This is a genomic window from Desulfatitalea alkaliphila (assembly GCF_022968795.1).
GTDB classification, from domain to species: domain Bacteria; phylum Desulfobacterota; class Desulfobacteria; order Desulfobacterales; family Desulfosarcinaceae; genus Desulfatitalea; species Desulfatitalea alkaliphila.
In genome coordinates this window covers 228,568-242,959 of record NZ_JALJRB010000001.1, presented here as the reverse complement: position 1 = coordinate 242,959, position 14,392 = coordinate 228,568, and the positions used below count along the sequence as shown (strand labels likewise).

Annotated in this window: 11 protein-coding genes; 10 read left to right on the top strand and 1 reads right to left on the bottom strand. The window is 60.7% G+C overall.

Annotation, left to right across the window (positions count from 1 at the left end; genetic code table 11):
• The first annotated feature begins 155 nt into the window (after positions 1-155).
• The 7 genes from MRX98_RS01030 to MRX98_RS01000 all read left to right on the top strand — a co-directional run bounded on the left by MRX98_RS01030 (position 156) and on the right by MRX98_RS01000 (position 8,444).
• Positions 156-2,627, top strand: a complete 2,472-nt coding sequence (locus MRX98_RS01030; RefSeq protein ID WP_246902252.1) for a sensor histidine kinase — start codon at positions 156-158, stop codon at positions 2,625-2,627.
• The gene (locus MRX98_RS01025) at positions 2,624-3,262 is read left to right on the top strand and encodes a response regulator (RefSeq protein WP_246902250.1); all 639 of its coding nucleotides are present in this window, start codon (positions 2,624-2,626) and stop codon (positions 3,260-3,262) included. The genes MRX98_RS01030 and MRX98_RS01025 overlap by 4 nt, the downstream gene beginning before the upstream one ends.
• A 253-nt stretch (positions 3,263-3,515) precedes the next feature.
• Positions 3,516-4,691: an acetyl-CoA C-acetyltransferase gene (locus tag MRX98_RS01020; protein ID WP_246902248.1), complete on the top strand. Its 1,176-nt coding sequence runs from the start codon at positions 3,516-3,518 to the stop codon at positions 4,689-4,691.
• A 147-nt stretch (positions 4,692-4,838) separates the two neighbouring features.
• Positions 4,839-5,687, top strand: coding sequence for a 3-hydroxybutyryl-CoA dehydrogenase (locus MRX98_RS01015; RefSeq protein ID WP_246902246.1), 849 nt, complete (start codon positions 4,839-4,841; stop codon positions 5,685-5,687).
• Positions 5,688-5,830: 143 nt separating this feature from the next.
• On the top strand, positions 5,831-6,382 hold the full coding sequence (locus MRX98_RS01010) for a helix-turn-helix domain-containing protein (RefSeq protein WP_246902245.1): 552 nt from the start codon (positions 5,831-5,833) through the stop codon (positions 6,380-6,382).
• Positions 6,383-6,487: 105 nt separating this feature from the next.
• The gene (locus tag MRX98_RS01005; RefSeq protein WP_246902244.1) at positions 6,488-7,642 is read left to right on the top strand and encodes an acyl-CoA dehydrogenase; all 1,155 of its coding nucleotides are present in this window, start codon (positions 6,488-6,490) and stop codon (positions 7,640-7,642) included.
• A gap of 304 nt (positions 7,643-7,946) precedes the next feature.
• Positions 7,947-8,444 carry an ACT domain-containing protein gene (locus MRX98_RS01000; protein WP_246902243.1) on the top strand — a complete coding sequence of 166 codons (498 nt, stop codon included), beginning with the start codon at positions 7,947-7,949 and terminating at the stop codon, positions 8,442-8,444.
• Positions 8,445-8,520: 76 nt separating this feature from the next.
• Here MRX98_RS01000 and MRX98_RS00995 read toward each other — a convergent pair whose 3' ends face one another.
• Positions 8,521-9,186 (bottom strand): YkgJ family cysteine cluster protein, encoded by a 666-nt coding sequence (locus MRX98_RS00995; RefSeq protein WP_246902242.1) that lies wholly within the window; start codon positions 9,184-9,186, stop codon positions 8,521-8,523.
• A gap of 112 nt (positions 9,187-9,298) precedes the next feature.
• Here MRX98_RS00995 and MRX98_RS00990 point away from each other — a divergent pair, with 112 nt between their 5' ends.
• From MRX98_RS00990 to MRX98_RS00980, 3 genes are all read left to right on the top strand, one after another.
• On the top strand, positions 9,299-11,071 hold the full coding sequence (locus tag MRX98_RS00990; RefSeq protein ID WP_246902241.1) for an SLC13 family permease: 1,773 nt from the start codon (positions 9,299-9,301) through the stop codon (positions 11,069-11,071).
• A 372-nt stretch (positions 11,072-11,443) separates the two neighbouring features.
• Complete coding sequence (typA, locus tag MRX98_RS00985) at positions 11,444-13,276, top strand: translational GTPase TypA (RefSeq protein ID WP_246902240.1); 1,833 nt, start codon at positions 11,444-11,446, stop codon at positions 13,274-13,276.
• 243 nt (positions 13,277-13,519) lie between these two features.
• Positions 13,520-14,377, top strand: a complete 858-nt coding sequence (locus tag MRX98_RS00980) for a 3-hydroxyacyl-CoA dehydrogenase family protein (RefSeq protein WP_246902238.1) — start codon at positions 13,520-13,522, stop codon at positions 14,375-14,377.
• The last annotated feature ends 15 nt before the right edge of the window (positions 14,378-14,392 follow it).

Genomic DNA, 14,392 nt, shown 5'->3' with positions numbered 1-14,392 from the left:
TATTGGTGACAACCCGCCGAAATGAAAGCAATATACGTTTATAGGCGACGGCAAACAGCCACATCCAACCCAGCGGATCGACAAAAAGGATGACCGGCTTTTCACGTCATCATCATGACCGCCATGAGCACCACGCCCCCCTACGGGATCGCACGATGAACCTGCGCCATATCCTGCTGGCCCTCTCCCTGCTGGCCTTTTTGTCCGTTTCGGCCGGTGGCGTGCTCTATTACGGCGCCCTGCGACGCGCCGCTTTCCAAGAGGCCAAACAACAAACCGCCACCAAGACCACATTGATCCATAAACGGCTCACTGCATTGTTGCATGAGCATCGCAAGAGCGTCGCCACCTTGGCGGGAATGGGGCCATTGCGCGATCTGTTGCAGACGGGCACCCAGGCGGCAAGGGCGCAGACCGATGCCGTACTGGATCTGTTCGTGGCCACCCAGGATGCGGATGTCAGTTATGTAATGGATCTCCAGGGCGATACCATCGCTTCCAGCAACCGCCGGCAACCGGACAGTTTCGTCGGTCAGAACTTCGCCTTCCGACCCTATTTTCAAGCGGCCCGTGAAGACGCCAAGGGAGTCTACCTGGCGCTGGGGGTCACCTCGGGCAAACGGGGGGTTTATCACAGCAGCCCGGTGCATGCGGCACCCCCGATCCAACCCATCGGCGTGGCCGTGATCAAGGCCTCCATCGATGAAATCGAGAAAGAGTTGGACCTGCCCTCGGACGACATCGTGCTGGTGACCAACGAACAGGGGATCATTTTCATCTCCAGCGACCCCCAATGGCTGTTTCAATTCGCCTGGCAACCGACGGCCGAGCAGGTGGCGCAGGTCGCCCGCGAGCGGCAGTTCGGCAACGGCCCCTGGCAGTGGGTGGGGTTGCACCAGACCGATGCCACCCATGTGAGGGATTCCCAAGGGGTGCGTTACCTGATGCATCGCGCCGGGGTTGATCGTTTTCCGGGTTGGGAAATCGTCTATCTGCGCAGTTCCCGCCTGATCGCTCAATCCATCTCCGGCCCGTTGGTGCGTATCGTCGGGCCGGCCGCCGTTGTGCTCTCCATCATGGTGGGGCTCGCCGTGTTGGTGCTTTACAACAAGGCTATCAGCGAGATCGCGCGGCGGCGCAGTGCCGAGGAGGCTTTGCGCCACAGCGAGGCGCGCTACCGCTCCCTGTACCATCACACGCCGGCCATGCTTCACTCCATCGGCCGGGATGCCCGCCTGCTGAGCGTCAGCAATTTCTGGTTGGAAACCATGGGCTACCAGCGGGAAGAAGTGCTGGGTCGCCCGTTGACCGATTTCTTCACCGCCGAATCCAAACACTTTGCTGCCAACGAAGGTATTCCGCGGTTTTTCAAGGATGGCTATATCAAGGGGGTGCCCTATCGGATGGTCAAAAAGGACGGCACCATCATGGAGGTGACCCTTTCGGCCATCGCGGATCGCGATGCCCAAGGCAACATCCAACGCTCTTTGGCCGTCTGTGTGGACATGACCGAACGCAACCGGGCCGAAGCCGCTCTGCGCGTGGCCAAGGAGGCCCTGGATCGCTACTCCAAGGAGCTGGAACGGCAGGTGCGCGAGCGCACCAGCGAAATCAGCGCCATTCTCACAAACACGCCGGCCGTGGTCTATATGAAGGATGTGCAGGGGCGCTACCTGATGGTCAACTCGCGGTTCGAAAAAGTCTATGGCATCGATGGCGATACGGTGCAGGGCAAAACCGACGAGGCGTTGCTGCCGGAAGCAATTGCAGGCCCCATGCGCATGCATGACGCGCAGGTGTTGGCCGAAGGCCGTTCCATGCAAGTGGAGGAGCAAATCGGGCAGCCGGACGGTGTCCACATCTACTTGTCGGTCAAGTTTCCTCTGTTCGAGGAGGGCACACAACGCATGATGGGGGTGTGCGGCATCGCCACCGACATCACCGCCCTCAAGAGCGCCCAGGAGCAGCTGCGCCAGCTTTCGGGTTCGATCATGGCCAATCAGGAGAAAGAGCGCGCTGCCCTGGCGCGGGAGCTGCACGACGAACTGGGGCAATTGCTCACTGCCATTCGCATGGATGCGGTATGGCTGCAGGAACGTTTGCGGGCGAAGGACTTCAAGGCCGCGGAGCGGGCGGCGGCCATCTGTCGCCTGGTAGACACCACCATCGAAGAGGTGCGCGCCATGGCGTTGCGACTGCGGCCCGGCGTGCTGGATGATTTGGGGCTGGTGGAAGCCTTGGAGATGTACACCACGGAATTCGAACGGCGGGTGCCCATGGCCTGTATTTTCACCCATCAGGATGTGCCGGCCGTGGACGGTGGTACCGCCACTGCGGCCTATCGTATCGCCCAGGAGGCCTTGACCAACGTGGCGCGGCACGCCGATGCGACGCGGGCCGAGGTGCGGTTGACGGTTAAACAGGGCGCCTTGTTGCTCAAGGTGGGCGATGACGGTCGGGGGTTTGATCCCGACCGCCTGCATCAGGGCCAAATGTTGGGATTGGTCGGCATGCGCGAAAGGGCGGCCCTGGTGGGGGGTGTGTTGTCGGTGGTTTCCTCGCCGGGGCGCGGCACCGTGGTGGCCCTGCGGGTTCCCCTGGCCGCAGCAATGGGGAACGCAGCATGATCCGGGTGCTTTTAGCTGATGACCACAGCATTGTGCGGGCGGGGTTGCGGCGCCTGGTGGAAGAGAGCGGTGATATGACCGTGGTGGCCGAGGCGGCCGACGGCGACGAGGCGATTCGCCGGATTCGCGAACTTGAGCCCGACGTGGCGGTGATCGATCTTTCCATGCCTCGGATCGATGGTTTGGAAGTGATTCACCGCATCCACCCCGAACTGCCTCGATTACCGATTTTGGTACTGACCATGCACGCGGAGAACCAGTACGTGATTCGGGCCATCGAGGCCGGCGCCATGGGTTACATCACCAAACAGTCGGCGCCGGAGCAGTTGGTGCGCGCGATTCGCAAGGTACTCGGCGGCGCGCGCTTTTTGACCGACGATGCCGCTGAATCCCTGGCCTTGCGGGTTTCCAAAGGCGGGCTGCATCGCAGCGCCCTGGACGCGCTATCCACCCGTGAATTACAGGTCCTGCGTCGGTTGGCATTGGGCCACACCAACCGCGAAATCGCCTCAGCCTATAACATCAGCATCAAAACCGTGGACACCTACCGTTTTCGTTTGTTGAAGAAGCTCAACCTGCGCAACAATGCCGAGCTGTCGCGTTTCGCGATCCAAAACGGGTTGATCGAAGCGTGAGGCGTGTCGGGTGAGTTGGTTGGGTTTATTGAGTTTGTTGGGTTTGTTGCGTTTATTGAGTTTGTTGGGTTGTTTGGGGTGGGGGTGGGAAAAGGCGCTTGCATTGTGCTGCGGGGGTCCGTAAAACGGCTATAATGTTTTTTCCACATATTGAACGAAGAGGGACGAACAGGTCGGCTCGCCGCGATATTGCGGCCGTAAAGGCCATGGCGGGATTCGGCCGTGACCCTCGACCACAAAAGGAGAAGAAGTGATGCGTGAAGCGGTGATTGTGAGTGCGGTGCGGACGCCCCTGGGGGGGTTCAACGGGACCCTGGCAGGGATCGGCGCCACCGATTTGGGGGGCATGGTGATCGCCGAGGCGGTCAAGCGGGCCGGGATCGCCACCAGTGAGGTCAACGAAGCGATCATGGGGCTGGTGTTGCCTTGCGGTTATGGCCAGAACCCGGCCAAGCAGGCCGCCATCAAGGCGGGGCTGCCCTGGGAGACCGAGTGCTTCACCATCAATAAGGTGTGCGGTTCGGCCTTGAAATCGGTGATGCTGGCGGCCCAGGCGGTCCAGTTGGGCGATGCCGACGTGGTGGTGGCCGGCGGTATGGAAACCATGAGCATGGCCCCCTATTATCTGGAAAAAGCCCGCTTCGGCTACCGCATGGGGCCGGGACAGCTGCAGGACCACATGGTTCATGACGGCCTGTGGGATATCGTCAACGATTTTCACATGGGCATCTCCAATGAGCTGTGCTCGGAAAAGTACGGCATCTCCCGGGAAACCCAGGACCGCTATGCCCTGCAATCCTACGAGCGGGCCTTGGCCGCCATCGCCGATGGTCGTTTCAAGGACGAAATCATGCCGGTGAGCATCCCCCAGCGCAAGGGCGATCCCAAAATTTTCGACACCGACGAGTGCCCGCGGGCGACCAGTTACGAGATGTTGGCCAAGATGGGCGGGGCTTTCAAAAAGGGCGGCGTCACCACGGCCGGCAATGCGTCGGTGATCAGCGACGGCGCCGCCGCGGTGGTGGTGATGTCCCGCGAAAAGGCGGATGCCCTGGGCTGCACTGTTTTGGCCACCATCGGTGCCCAGGCCTCCTACGGCATCGATATGAAGTATGTGCTCGTGGCGCCCATCTGGGCGGTACCCAAGGCCCTGAAGAAGGAGGGCATCGGGTTGGACCGGGTGGATCTGTTCGAGATCAACGAGGCCTTTTCCGGATCGACGTGCGCCGTGATGCAGGAGCTCAAGCTCGATCCGGCCAAGACCAACGTCAATGGCGGCAGTGTGGCCCTGGGGCATCCCATCGGCGCCAGCGGCTGCCGGGTGCTGGTCACCCTGCTCTACGAGATGATGCGTCGCGACAGCAAGACCGGCGTGGCCTCCCTCTGTCTGGGCGGCGGCGAGGCGGTGGCCCTGGTGATCAAACGATAATGGCCGGTTGCCATCGACACCGGTCGACGGCAGCAGTCAACGATTTTCAACCGGTGCCCATCCGGCGAGGATTGCTTGCAGTTCGTTGCCAAAGTTGCATGATGCCGCTGCCGGATGGACACCAATGAGGAAAAAGGAGCACAAAGCATGGAGATCCAAACATTCGGTGTGATCGGCGCCGGTCAGATGGGCAGCGGCATTGCCCAGGTGGCGGCCATGAGCGGGCTGAACGTGGTGATGAACGACATCCAGGAGGCCTTCGTGGACCGCGGCTTCAAGACCATCGAGAAGTTTTTCGACCGCTCCATCGAGAAGGGCAAAATGACCGCGGAGCAAAAAGCCGAGGTGATGGGGCGCATCAAGCCCAGCACCGATATCAACGACATGGCCGGCACCGATTTCGTTGTGGAGGCGGCCACGGAAAACGAAGCGTTGAAGTTTGAAATTTTCAAAATGTTGGATCAGGCGTGCCGTCCGGAGGTGATTCTCGGTTCCAACACCTCCTCCATCCCCATCGGCCGCATCGCCGCCCAGACCAAGCGCCCGGAAAAAGTGATCGGCATGCACTTCATGAACCCGGTGCCCATCATGAAGCTGGTGGAGGTGATCCGGGGTATCGCCACCTCCGACGAGACCTTTCAAATCACCTGGCAATTGTCGGAAAAGTTTGGCAAAACCCCTGCCGAGTCCAGCGACTACCCGGGTTTCATCGCCAACCGTATATTGATGCCCATGATCAACGAAGCCGTTTTCGCCCTCTACCACGGCGTGGGCACCCGGGAGGCCATCGACACCGTGATGAAGCTGGGGATGAACCATCCCATGGGACCCCTTACCCTGGCGGACCTGATCGGGCTGGATACCTGCCTGGCCATCATGGAGACCCTTTATGACGGATTCAAGGATTCCAAGTACCGCCCCTGCCCCTTGCTGCGCAAATATGTGGAAGCCGGTTGGCTGGGGCGTAAAACCGGCCGGGGCTTTTACGAGTATTAACGTTTCGGGGGGCTTTGCGCCCCCCGCCTTGTTCCGTTGTCCACGGCCCCCGGCATTGCCGGCCCGGCAAGTGACCGGGCCCGCCGGCGGGCATGCGGACACGGGGTGGCCGCAGTGCCGCAACCACAACCAAAGGAGCCGACATGCCGCGTCCCAAAGCCAAGACCCCAACCCCCATCGGCAAACGCATCAAGGCGGTCCGCACCAAAAAGAAAATGACCCTCGATCAGATCGCCAACGATACGGGTTTCAGCATCGATTACTTAAAGAGTATCGAGAGCGGCAAGGAGATGCCTCCGGTGGGCACCCTGCTGCAAATTTCCCGTTCGCTGCACATCGATTCGGGCGAACTGCTGCGCGACGAACAGGAGGCCCTGGATCAACGGGCCGATGCCTACGCCAAGCGCACCCGCAACTACGCCTACACCACTCTCACGCCGGGAGCCGAACACAAGCACCTGAAGGCCTTTCGCATCGCGATCGAAGCCGGACAAGCCCACAAGGGCGTCGGCTATCAGCACGAAGGCGAGGAGTTTGTCTACGTGCTGGATGGCGAGATCGAATTGACCGTGGGTGAAAATGTCAATCGCCTGGTACCGGGCCAATCGCTGCACTTCAACTCGGGTATCCAGCACCACATGCGCAATATCGGCGATGCCGATGCGCAACTGCTGGTGGTGGTCTACAATCCCTGAGCCGTTTCACAATCGTCGCTTCCGGCTCCGGTGCCGCCCCTATGGCGGCTCCCTTGCGCAGCGGACAGTTGATTGCCTGCCAAATCCCAAACCCAGGAGTTGTCCATGACGATGCCATTGACCGAAGAACAGCTCATGATCCGAAGCATGGTCCGGGAGTTCGCCCGCAAGGTGGTGGCCGCGGGCGCCGCCGAACGGGATCGCACCAAGGTTTTTCCCGCCGACATTTTAAACCAGATGGGAGAGTTGGGCCTGATGGGCATGATGGTGCCGCCTGAATACGGCGGCAGCGGCAGCGATGCGGTCAGCTATGTTTCGGCTTTGTCGGAAATTGCCTATGCCTGCGCCTCCACGGCCGTTGTCATGTCGGTGCAAAACTCCATCGTGTGTGAAAGCCTGCTGCACTTCGGCACCGAGGAACAGAAAAAACGGTTTCTCACCCCCTTGGCCGAAGGAGAGATGATCGGCGCCTTTGCCATGACCGAACCGGAAGCCGGTTCCGACCCGGTGAGCCAGCAGACCACCGCCGTGCGGGAAGGCGATGCCTATATCATCGACGGAACAAAACGGTTCATCACCTCCGGCAACCATGCGGGCGTCGTCCTGGTGACCGCCAAGACCGAGCCGGCCGCACGCCACAAAGGGATCAGCACCTTCGTCGTGCCGAAGGACACGCCGGGATTCAAGGTCGGCCATCAGGAGGACAAGATGGGTCTGCGGGCCTCGGACACCACCGATCTGATCTTCGAGCAATGCCGTGTGCCGGCCGATCACCTGCTGGGCGCCGAGGGCCAAGGGTTCGAAATCGCCATGCGGGGACTGGACAGCGGCCGCATCGGCATTGCGGCCCAGAGCGTGGGGGTGGCCCAGGCGGCCTTGGATGCGGCGGTGCATTACATCAAGAACCGTTCCCAGTTCGGCCAGAGCGTCAGCAAGTTCCAGGGGGTGCGCTGGATGGTGGCCGATATGGCGGTGGATATCGAGGCCGCACGGCAGCTCACCCTGGCGGCTGCAACGCTCAAGGACCGGGGGGAGACCTACACGTTGCAGGCCGCCACGGCCAAGTTGTTCGCCTCGGAGATGGTCAACCGGATCACCGGCAAGGCGATTCAGCTCCACGGCGGCTACGGTTTCACCAAAGATTACCCCGTGGAACGCTTTTACCGCGATGCGCGGGTGTTCACCATCTACGAAGGAACATCGGAGATACAGCGGGTGGTGATTTCCAATCATATATTGAAAGATAAGCGGAAAGGGTGATGTCCGGTTCTAGGAGATCTTGCGGTTGCTATGCTTGGGCGGCGGGGTGTGAAATAGTTTAAAGTTGAAAGTTTAAAGTTTAAAGCAAGGAATGCTGTCGATGGTATGGGGATGGGGGTGGACGAGCGGATGCGTCCTTCCACGCACCAACCCGTAGGGGCACGGCACGCCGTGCCCAATAAGGTCCGATCCACCCGTGGGGCACGGCACGCCGTGCCCGATAAGACGCGATCCACCCGCAGGGGCGGGTGTGCCTCGCCGCGGGTCGTAAACATTATTTGTCACCGAATAGGGGAGGGTTGATATGGTGCGAACCGAGATATCTTTGTTCATGCAGAATGCGCCCGGTGAGTTGGGCAAGCTGACCGCTTTGTTCGGTCAGGCCGGGATCAATATCGATGCCATTACCATTCAGGATGCTTCCAGCTACGTGCGGGAACTGTTCAAGGCCCGGGGCAAGTCCCTCAAGCGCATCGCCTCGGCCGCCAGCTACAACTCCATGAGCAAGGATTCGGCCGATTTCGCCCTGGTGCGACTGCTGCCTAGCGACGGGATGACCGATAAGACCATGGACCTGTTGTCGGAGCACGACTACTTGTACGATATCCAGCCGGTGATTGCCGTCAAGATCGGCAATCGGCCCGGTGAATTGGCCAAGATGGCCACCCGTTTGGGCAACGAGGGCATCAATATCAACTATGTGTACGGTTCGGTGGCCGGCCCGGACGAGGAATGCCTTTTCGTGTTCTGCCCCGAAGATCTCGAGCGGGCCGCCAAGGTGTTCAAGGAAGAAGGGCCATAGGCAAAGCGGACGATTGCCGTTGGCAGGACATGGCGGGTGTTTTCCGGGGTAGGGCGGGCTCCCCTACGGCCGGCCGCTATCCGGTGAGATCCGCCAGGATCGGTCGCAGGTCGCCCAGCAGCGGCAGCAGCGCGGTGTGGTGTTCGGGGGGCACCATGAGCACGGGGATGGTCCGATTGGCGGCCAGGTCCGTCGGCGGCGCGGTGCTGCCGGACAGAAGCCACAGCAGCAGGTCGGTCAAGTTGCCCGTGCGGCCATTCTGGTCCAAGGCTTCGATGAATTGCAAAAACAGGGTGTTGGCCGCCAGGACGCGGTCCGGCATGTCGGCCGTTCCGTGGCGGGCGCAATCGGTGTGCGACACCATGGCGCGGCAGCCGAAGGGTCGGGCCGGGTATATGGTGCAGATCGTATCGTTCAGCAGTGGACAAGGTCCTGCCGCCGGATCAGACGCTTCGTCGGGCGGTTCGCCGCCCGCGGCGCAGATGGCAGCCAGTTGATTGGTGGTCAGCCGCGGCCGGAACCGGGGGTGACGCGCGGCTTGCTGCAAACGCGCGGTCGGCGGCTTTTCGCCCGTTCGGGCCCAGTGGCGATCAATGGCGCGGGCCTCCAGGGTGGTGAGGGTTACGTTGGCGGTGCAGCACGGGGCGCACCCGCGGCGGCAGGCAAAGGTTTGATCGGCGCAGAAGCGCTCGTGCAAGTCATAGATGCGTTGCAGTCGTTGTAAGGCGTCATTGATCGGCATGGTTGACACATAGCACCAAACGTTTACGATGGCGATAGGAAACCGGTGGGTGCGGCCCGCCGGGACAGGCTTGTTCAGAGGCACCAGCGGCACTGCCACGAAGGATCGCGCCATGGAAATCGTCATCGTTTCGCTAATTCTGCTGGCCACCATCTTTCTGTTGATCAGCGAACGGCTGCCTGTGGACCTGACCGCCATCGGCATCATGGTGGCGCTGATGCTCAGCGGCATTCTCACACCCCCGGAGGCGGTTGCGGGATTTGCCAACCCGGCCGTGATCACGGTGGGGGCCATGTTTCTGCTCAGCCAGGGGATGGTGCGCACCGGCGTGGTGGGGCTGATTGCGCGGCGGGTGATGGATCTGACCCGCGGTCGGGCCTGGCTGGCGTTGTTGGTGGTGCTGGCCATCGTGGGCCTGGCCTCGGCCTTTATCAACAACACACCGGTGGTGGTGCTGTTCATTCCGGTGATTATCTCGATGGGGTGCCGCCTGGGCGTCAGCCCTTCCAAATATTTGATTCCCATCTCCTATGTCTCCATTCTGGCCGGCACCTGCACCCTCATCGGCACCTCCACCAACATCATCATCAGCGATCTGTCCGCGCGCAGCGGGTACGGCGCCCTGGGCATGTTCGAATTGGCATGGGTCGGCCTGCCCTTGGCGCTGGTCGGATTCGCTTTCATCATGGTCGCCGGGCCGCGTTGGCTGCCCGATCTGGATCACCCGACCTGTGAACTGGATGGCCAGCGCAAACGGCGTTACCTGGCCGAACTGATCGTGCCACGGGGCAGCGCCTTGGTGGGGCTCGATCCCTGTGCCGATCTGCCAACGCGCTATCCCGGCCTCGAGGTGGTGGAGTTGATCCGTTACTCCCACATCTTTCATCCTTGTCGGGATGCGGTGGCCATTGCGCCCGACGATCTGTTGCTGGTCAAAGGCTCGCCCAATGACCTGACGCACATCCTGCAGGGCAAGGATGTGGATCTGCCTCTGAGCGAAAAGGGGATTGATTTCCGCAAACCGGATGAAGCCTTTGTGGTGGAGCTGATTATTCCCCCCCAGTCCAGCTTGCTCGGCTGGCGTTTGCGCGAGACTTATCTGGAGCGGGAAGAGGATTTGCATGTGGTGGCGGTGGAGCGCAGTGGACTGCACTACACGGAGCGCAAGATCAAAGACATCCGCCTGCGCATCGGCGATATTCTGTTGGTGTGGTGCCGCGCCGACCGTATGGAAAAATTCCGTGGGCGCAGTGATTGGATCGTGGTGGAGGATGTCCATGACGAGATCGTGTTTCAGCGCAAGGCCCCCCTTGCCGGCTTGATCTTTGCCGCCATGGTGGCCGCCGCCGCCACCGGCCTGGCCGATATCATGGTGTGCGCCTTGACCGCCGTCTTCCTGATGCTGGTCACCGGCTGCCTGCCGTTGAAGGAGGCCTACCGGGCGCTGCAAAGCAACGTGCTGATGCTCATCGCCGGTACCATCGCCCTGGGGCGCGCCATGGAACAAACCGGCGCCAGTCAGTACTATGCCGATTTATACCTGGGGTTGTTCCAAGGCTGGCCGCCGGTAATGATTATGGCCGGTTTCCTATTGCTGACCAGCATCAGCACCCAGGTCTTGAGCAACAACGCTACCGCCGTTCTGTTGCTGCCCATCGCCGTCTCCACCGCCCTGGGTCTGGGGGTCAATCCCAAACCTTTCATCATTGCGGTCTGCTTCGGCGCCAGCGCCTGCTTCGCCACGCCCATCGGCTATCAGACCAACCTCATGGTTTACGGTCCCGGCGGCTACAAATTCAGCGACTATCTCAAGCTGGGCATCCCTCTCAACTTCATGGTGCTGGTGGGAGGTACTTTGCTGATTCCCGTGTTTTGGCCGCTGTAAAAAGATAGTGTTAAGCGTGTTTCTAGTTAAGGTATTCTGTCGATTGTATGGGGGTGGGGGTGGACGAGCGGATGCGTCCTTCCACGCACCAACCCGTAGGGGCACGGCACGCCGTGCCCAATAGGACCCGATCCACTTTTTGGGTTGGTTGGATTGATGGTGTTGGTTGGAATTGATTGGACTTTTGGGCGGGGATGGCGTACAAGATCTGGCTTTCGACCCCGTTCGGGGGTCGGGTAACCGGATCAGCATGCTCGGAGTGTGACCAGCCCCTTTCGTTTTTTCTGAAAGCCGCACAACCATTTCCCTGAAACATGCATCTTGCGTTCATTCATCAATTCCCTTTCGGGGGAACGAGGAGTTCCTGTCGCCATGCCGCTTGCAACCATCGCCAACGATAAGATCCGTAATGTGGCCATCATCGCCCATGTGGATCACGGCAAGACCACCCTGGTGGATGCCATGTTCCGCCGCAGCGGCGTGTTCCGGGAAGGCCAGGCCGTCGATGAGCGGCTCATGGACAACATGGATCTGGAGCGGGAGCGGGGCATCACCATCGCCGCCAAAAACTGCTCGGTGCAGTGGCGGGGGGTCAAGATCAACATCATCGACACGCCGGGCCATGCCGATTTCGGCGGAGAGGTGGAACGGGCCCTCTCCATGGCCGACGGCGCTTTGTTGCTGGTGGACGCGTCCGAAGGGCCTTTGCCCCAGACCCGCTTCGTTTTGGAGAAAACCCTGGCGGCCGGGTTGCCGGTGATCGTGGTGATCAACAAAATCGACCGCAAGGACGCCCGTGCCGCGGTGGTGTTGGATCAGGTGTACGATCTGTTCATCGATCTGGATGCCGACGATGTGCAGCTCGATTTCCCCTTCCTTTACGCCATCGGCCGTGACGGCATCGCCCGTTTGCATGCCGACGATGACAACGACAACCTCGATCCGCTGTTGGATCAAATTCTGGAAAAGATTCCGCCCCCCACCCACCGGCCGGACGCGCCGTTTCAGATGCTGGTGTCCGATTTGGGCTATTCGGAATACCTGGGGCGCTTGGCGGTGGGGCGCGTGGCCAATGGCCGGGCGCGTATCAAAGAAAACCTGGTGTGCATCGGCGCCGACGGTGTCGCGCGTCCGCTGAAAGTGGCCTGCCTGCAAACCTACCAGGGGACCGCCTTGGTGGAAACGGCCGATGCCGATCCGGGCGACATCGTGGTGCTGGCGGGCATCGAAGAAGTGCGCATCGGCGATACCATCGGCACCGCCGGTGGTCACAAAGCACTGCCCCGCATCCGGGTGGACGAGCCGACCGTGGCCATGCGTTTCACCATCAACACGTCACCCTTCGCCGGACGGGAAGGGCGGTACTCGCAATCGCGCCATCTGCGTGAACGGTTGTTCAAGGAGACCCTGCGCAACGTGGCCCTCCAGGTGGAGGAGACCGACAACCGGGAGGTGTTTCTGGTCAAGGGCCGGGGTGAGTTTCAGCTGGCCATCTTCATCGAGACCATGCGCAGGGAAGGGTTCGAGCTGGCCGTGGGCCGCCCGGAGGTGATTTACAAAGAGCGTGACGGCGTGCGCCTGGAGCCGATGGAGCGACTCTTCGTCGATTGCGATGAGGGCTTCCTGGGTGCCGTGACAGAAAAGCTGTCCCTGCGCAAAGGGCAGATGACCAACCTGATCAACCACGGCAGCGGGCGCGTGCGCATCGAGTTCACCATCCCCGCCAGGGGCTTGATCGGTTACCGGGATGAATTTCTCACCGACACCAAGGGCACCGGCTTGCTCAACACCATCTTCGCCGGCTACGATACCTTCCGCGGCGATATTCCCGGCCGCTTCACCGGTTCCATCGTTTCCGACCGCCAGGGCGCGGCCGTGGCCTATGCCCTGTTCAATCTGGAGCCGCGGGGGCAGATGTTCGTGCGACCCGGCGAGCCGGTGTACGAAGGCATGATCTTCGGCGAGCACAATCGCGCCGTCGATCTGAACGCCAACCCCTGCAAGGAGAAAAAGCTCACCAACATGCGGGCTTCCGGCCATGACGAGAACGTGATTCTCGCGCCGGTCAAGCCCATGACCCTGGAGTGGGCCATCCATTTCATCCGCGAGGACGAAATGGTTGAAGTGACTCCCAAATCGATCCGCCTGCGCAAAACCATCCTGTCGGCCGGACAACGGCATAGAAGTAGAGGCAATGGCGTGTAAATTTTTGTTATTAAAAGGATAGTTTAAACTTGAAACTTAAAACTATTTTCTCCCAACCCCTTCCAACCCAACAAATGCGCGATCAATCCAACATATCCAACAAACCCGATACGCCTGCTCCCATTGACTTCCCCGGTTGTTTATGGGCATCTTGCCGTCGATTAATCGGGTTCAGTTTCTGACTGCGATGGTTTGCGCGCCATCATGGCAATTGTTTCAACAACAGGAAAGGATCGGGTAGCGATGGAGAAGAAGAACGTATGTGTGGTGGGGGCCGGGTTGATGGGCAGCGGTATTGCCCAGGTGTGCGCCCAGGCGGGGTACAACGTCACGTTGCGGGACATCGAGCAGCGGTTCGTCGACAACGGCATGGGGATCATCCGCAAAAACCTGGCGCGGGCGGTGGAGAAGGGAAAGAGCAGTCAGGAGGAGATGGACGCGGTGTTGCGGCGCGTCACGCCCTTGGTGGATCTGGAGGCTGCCGCGCGGGATGCGGACTTCGTGGTGGAGGTGATCATCGAGGTGTTGACGCCCAAGAAGGAACTGTTCAGCGAGCTGGAGCGGATCGTCTCCGATGATTGTCTCTTTTTCACCAACACATCGGGCCTGAGCATCACTGAAATCGCCGCGGCCACCAAGAGGCCCGATAAATTCATCGGCACCCACTTCTTCAACCCCGTGCCGGTGATGCGGCTGCTGGAGATTATCAAGGGCCAGGAGACGTCCGAAGAGACCTTGCAGGCGGCCAAAACCTGGGGTGCTTCCATCGGCAAGGAGATCATCGTGGTGGAAGAGGCGCCGGCCTTTGCGGTGAACCGGCTGCTGTGTTCCATGTTGAATGAGGCGTTCTACGCCCTGGGCGAAGGCATCGCCACCCCCGAGGACATCGACAAGGGCATGGTGCTGGGATGCAACCATCCCATCGGCCCCCTGGCCCTGGCGGACCTGATCGGGCTGGAAACCCTCTTGCACGTCATCGAAAACCTGCATGCGGAGCTGGGGGACAAATACCGCCCGGCCCCTCTGCTCAAGAAATTGGTGCGGGCGAAGCGGTTCGGCCGGAAAACCGGCAAGGGTGTTTACACTTACGACAGCAAATAGCACTCGGGATGAGTG

What these genes read in the sequence shown, in the direction of transcription:
- MRX98_RS00990 (WP_246902241.1), top strand. Translation starts at nt 9,299, where the DNA reads ATGGAAATCGTCATCGTTTCGCTAATTCTGCTGGCCACCATCTTTCTG.
- MRX98_RS00995 (WP_246902242.1), bottom strand. Translation starts at nt 9,186, where the DNA reads ATGCCGATCAATGACGCCTTACAACGACTGCAACGCATCTATGACTTG.
- MRX98_RS01025 (WP_246902250.1), top strand. Translation starts at nt 2,624, where the DNA reads ATGATCCGGGTGCTTTTAGCTGATGACCACAGCATTGTGCGGGCGGGG.
- MRX98_RS01010 (WP_246902245.1), top strand. Translation starts at nt 5,831, where the DNA reads ATGCCGCGTCCCAAAGCCAAGACCCCAACCCCCATCGGCAAACGCATC.
- MRX98_RS01030 (WP_246902252.1), top strand. Translation starts at nt 156, where the DNA reads ATGAACCTGCGCCATATCCTGCTGGCCCTCTCCCTGCTGGCCTTTTTG.
- MRX98_RS01015 (WP_246902246.1), top strand. Translation starts at nt 4,839, where the DNA reads ATGGAGATCCAAACATTCGGTGTGATCGGCGCCGGTCAGATGGGCAGC.
- MRX98_RS01005 (WP_246902244.1), top strand. Translation starts at nt 6,488, where the DNA reads ATGACGATGCCATTGACCGAAGAACAGCTCATGATCCGAAGCATGGTC.
- MRX98_RS01020 (WP_246902248.1), top strand. Translation starts at nt 3,516, where the DNA reads ATGCGTGAAGCGGTGATTGTGAGTGCGGTGCGGACGCCCCTGGGGGGG.
- typA (WP_246902240.1), top strand. Translation starts at nt 11,444, where the DNA reads ATGCCGCTTGCAACCATCGCCAACGATAAGATCCGTAATGTGGCCATC.
- MRX98_RS01000 (WP_246902243.1), top strand. Translation starts at nt 7,947, where the DNA reads ATGGTGCGAACCGAGATATCTTTGTTCATGCAGAATGCGCCCGGTGAG.
- MRX98_RS00980 (WP_246902238.1), top strand. Translation starts at nt 13,520, where the DNA reads ATGGAGAAGAAGAACGTATGTGTGGTGGGGGCCGGGTTGATGGGCAGC.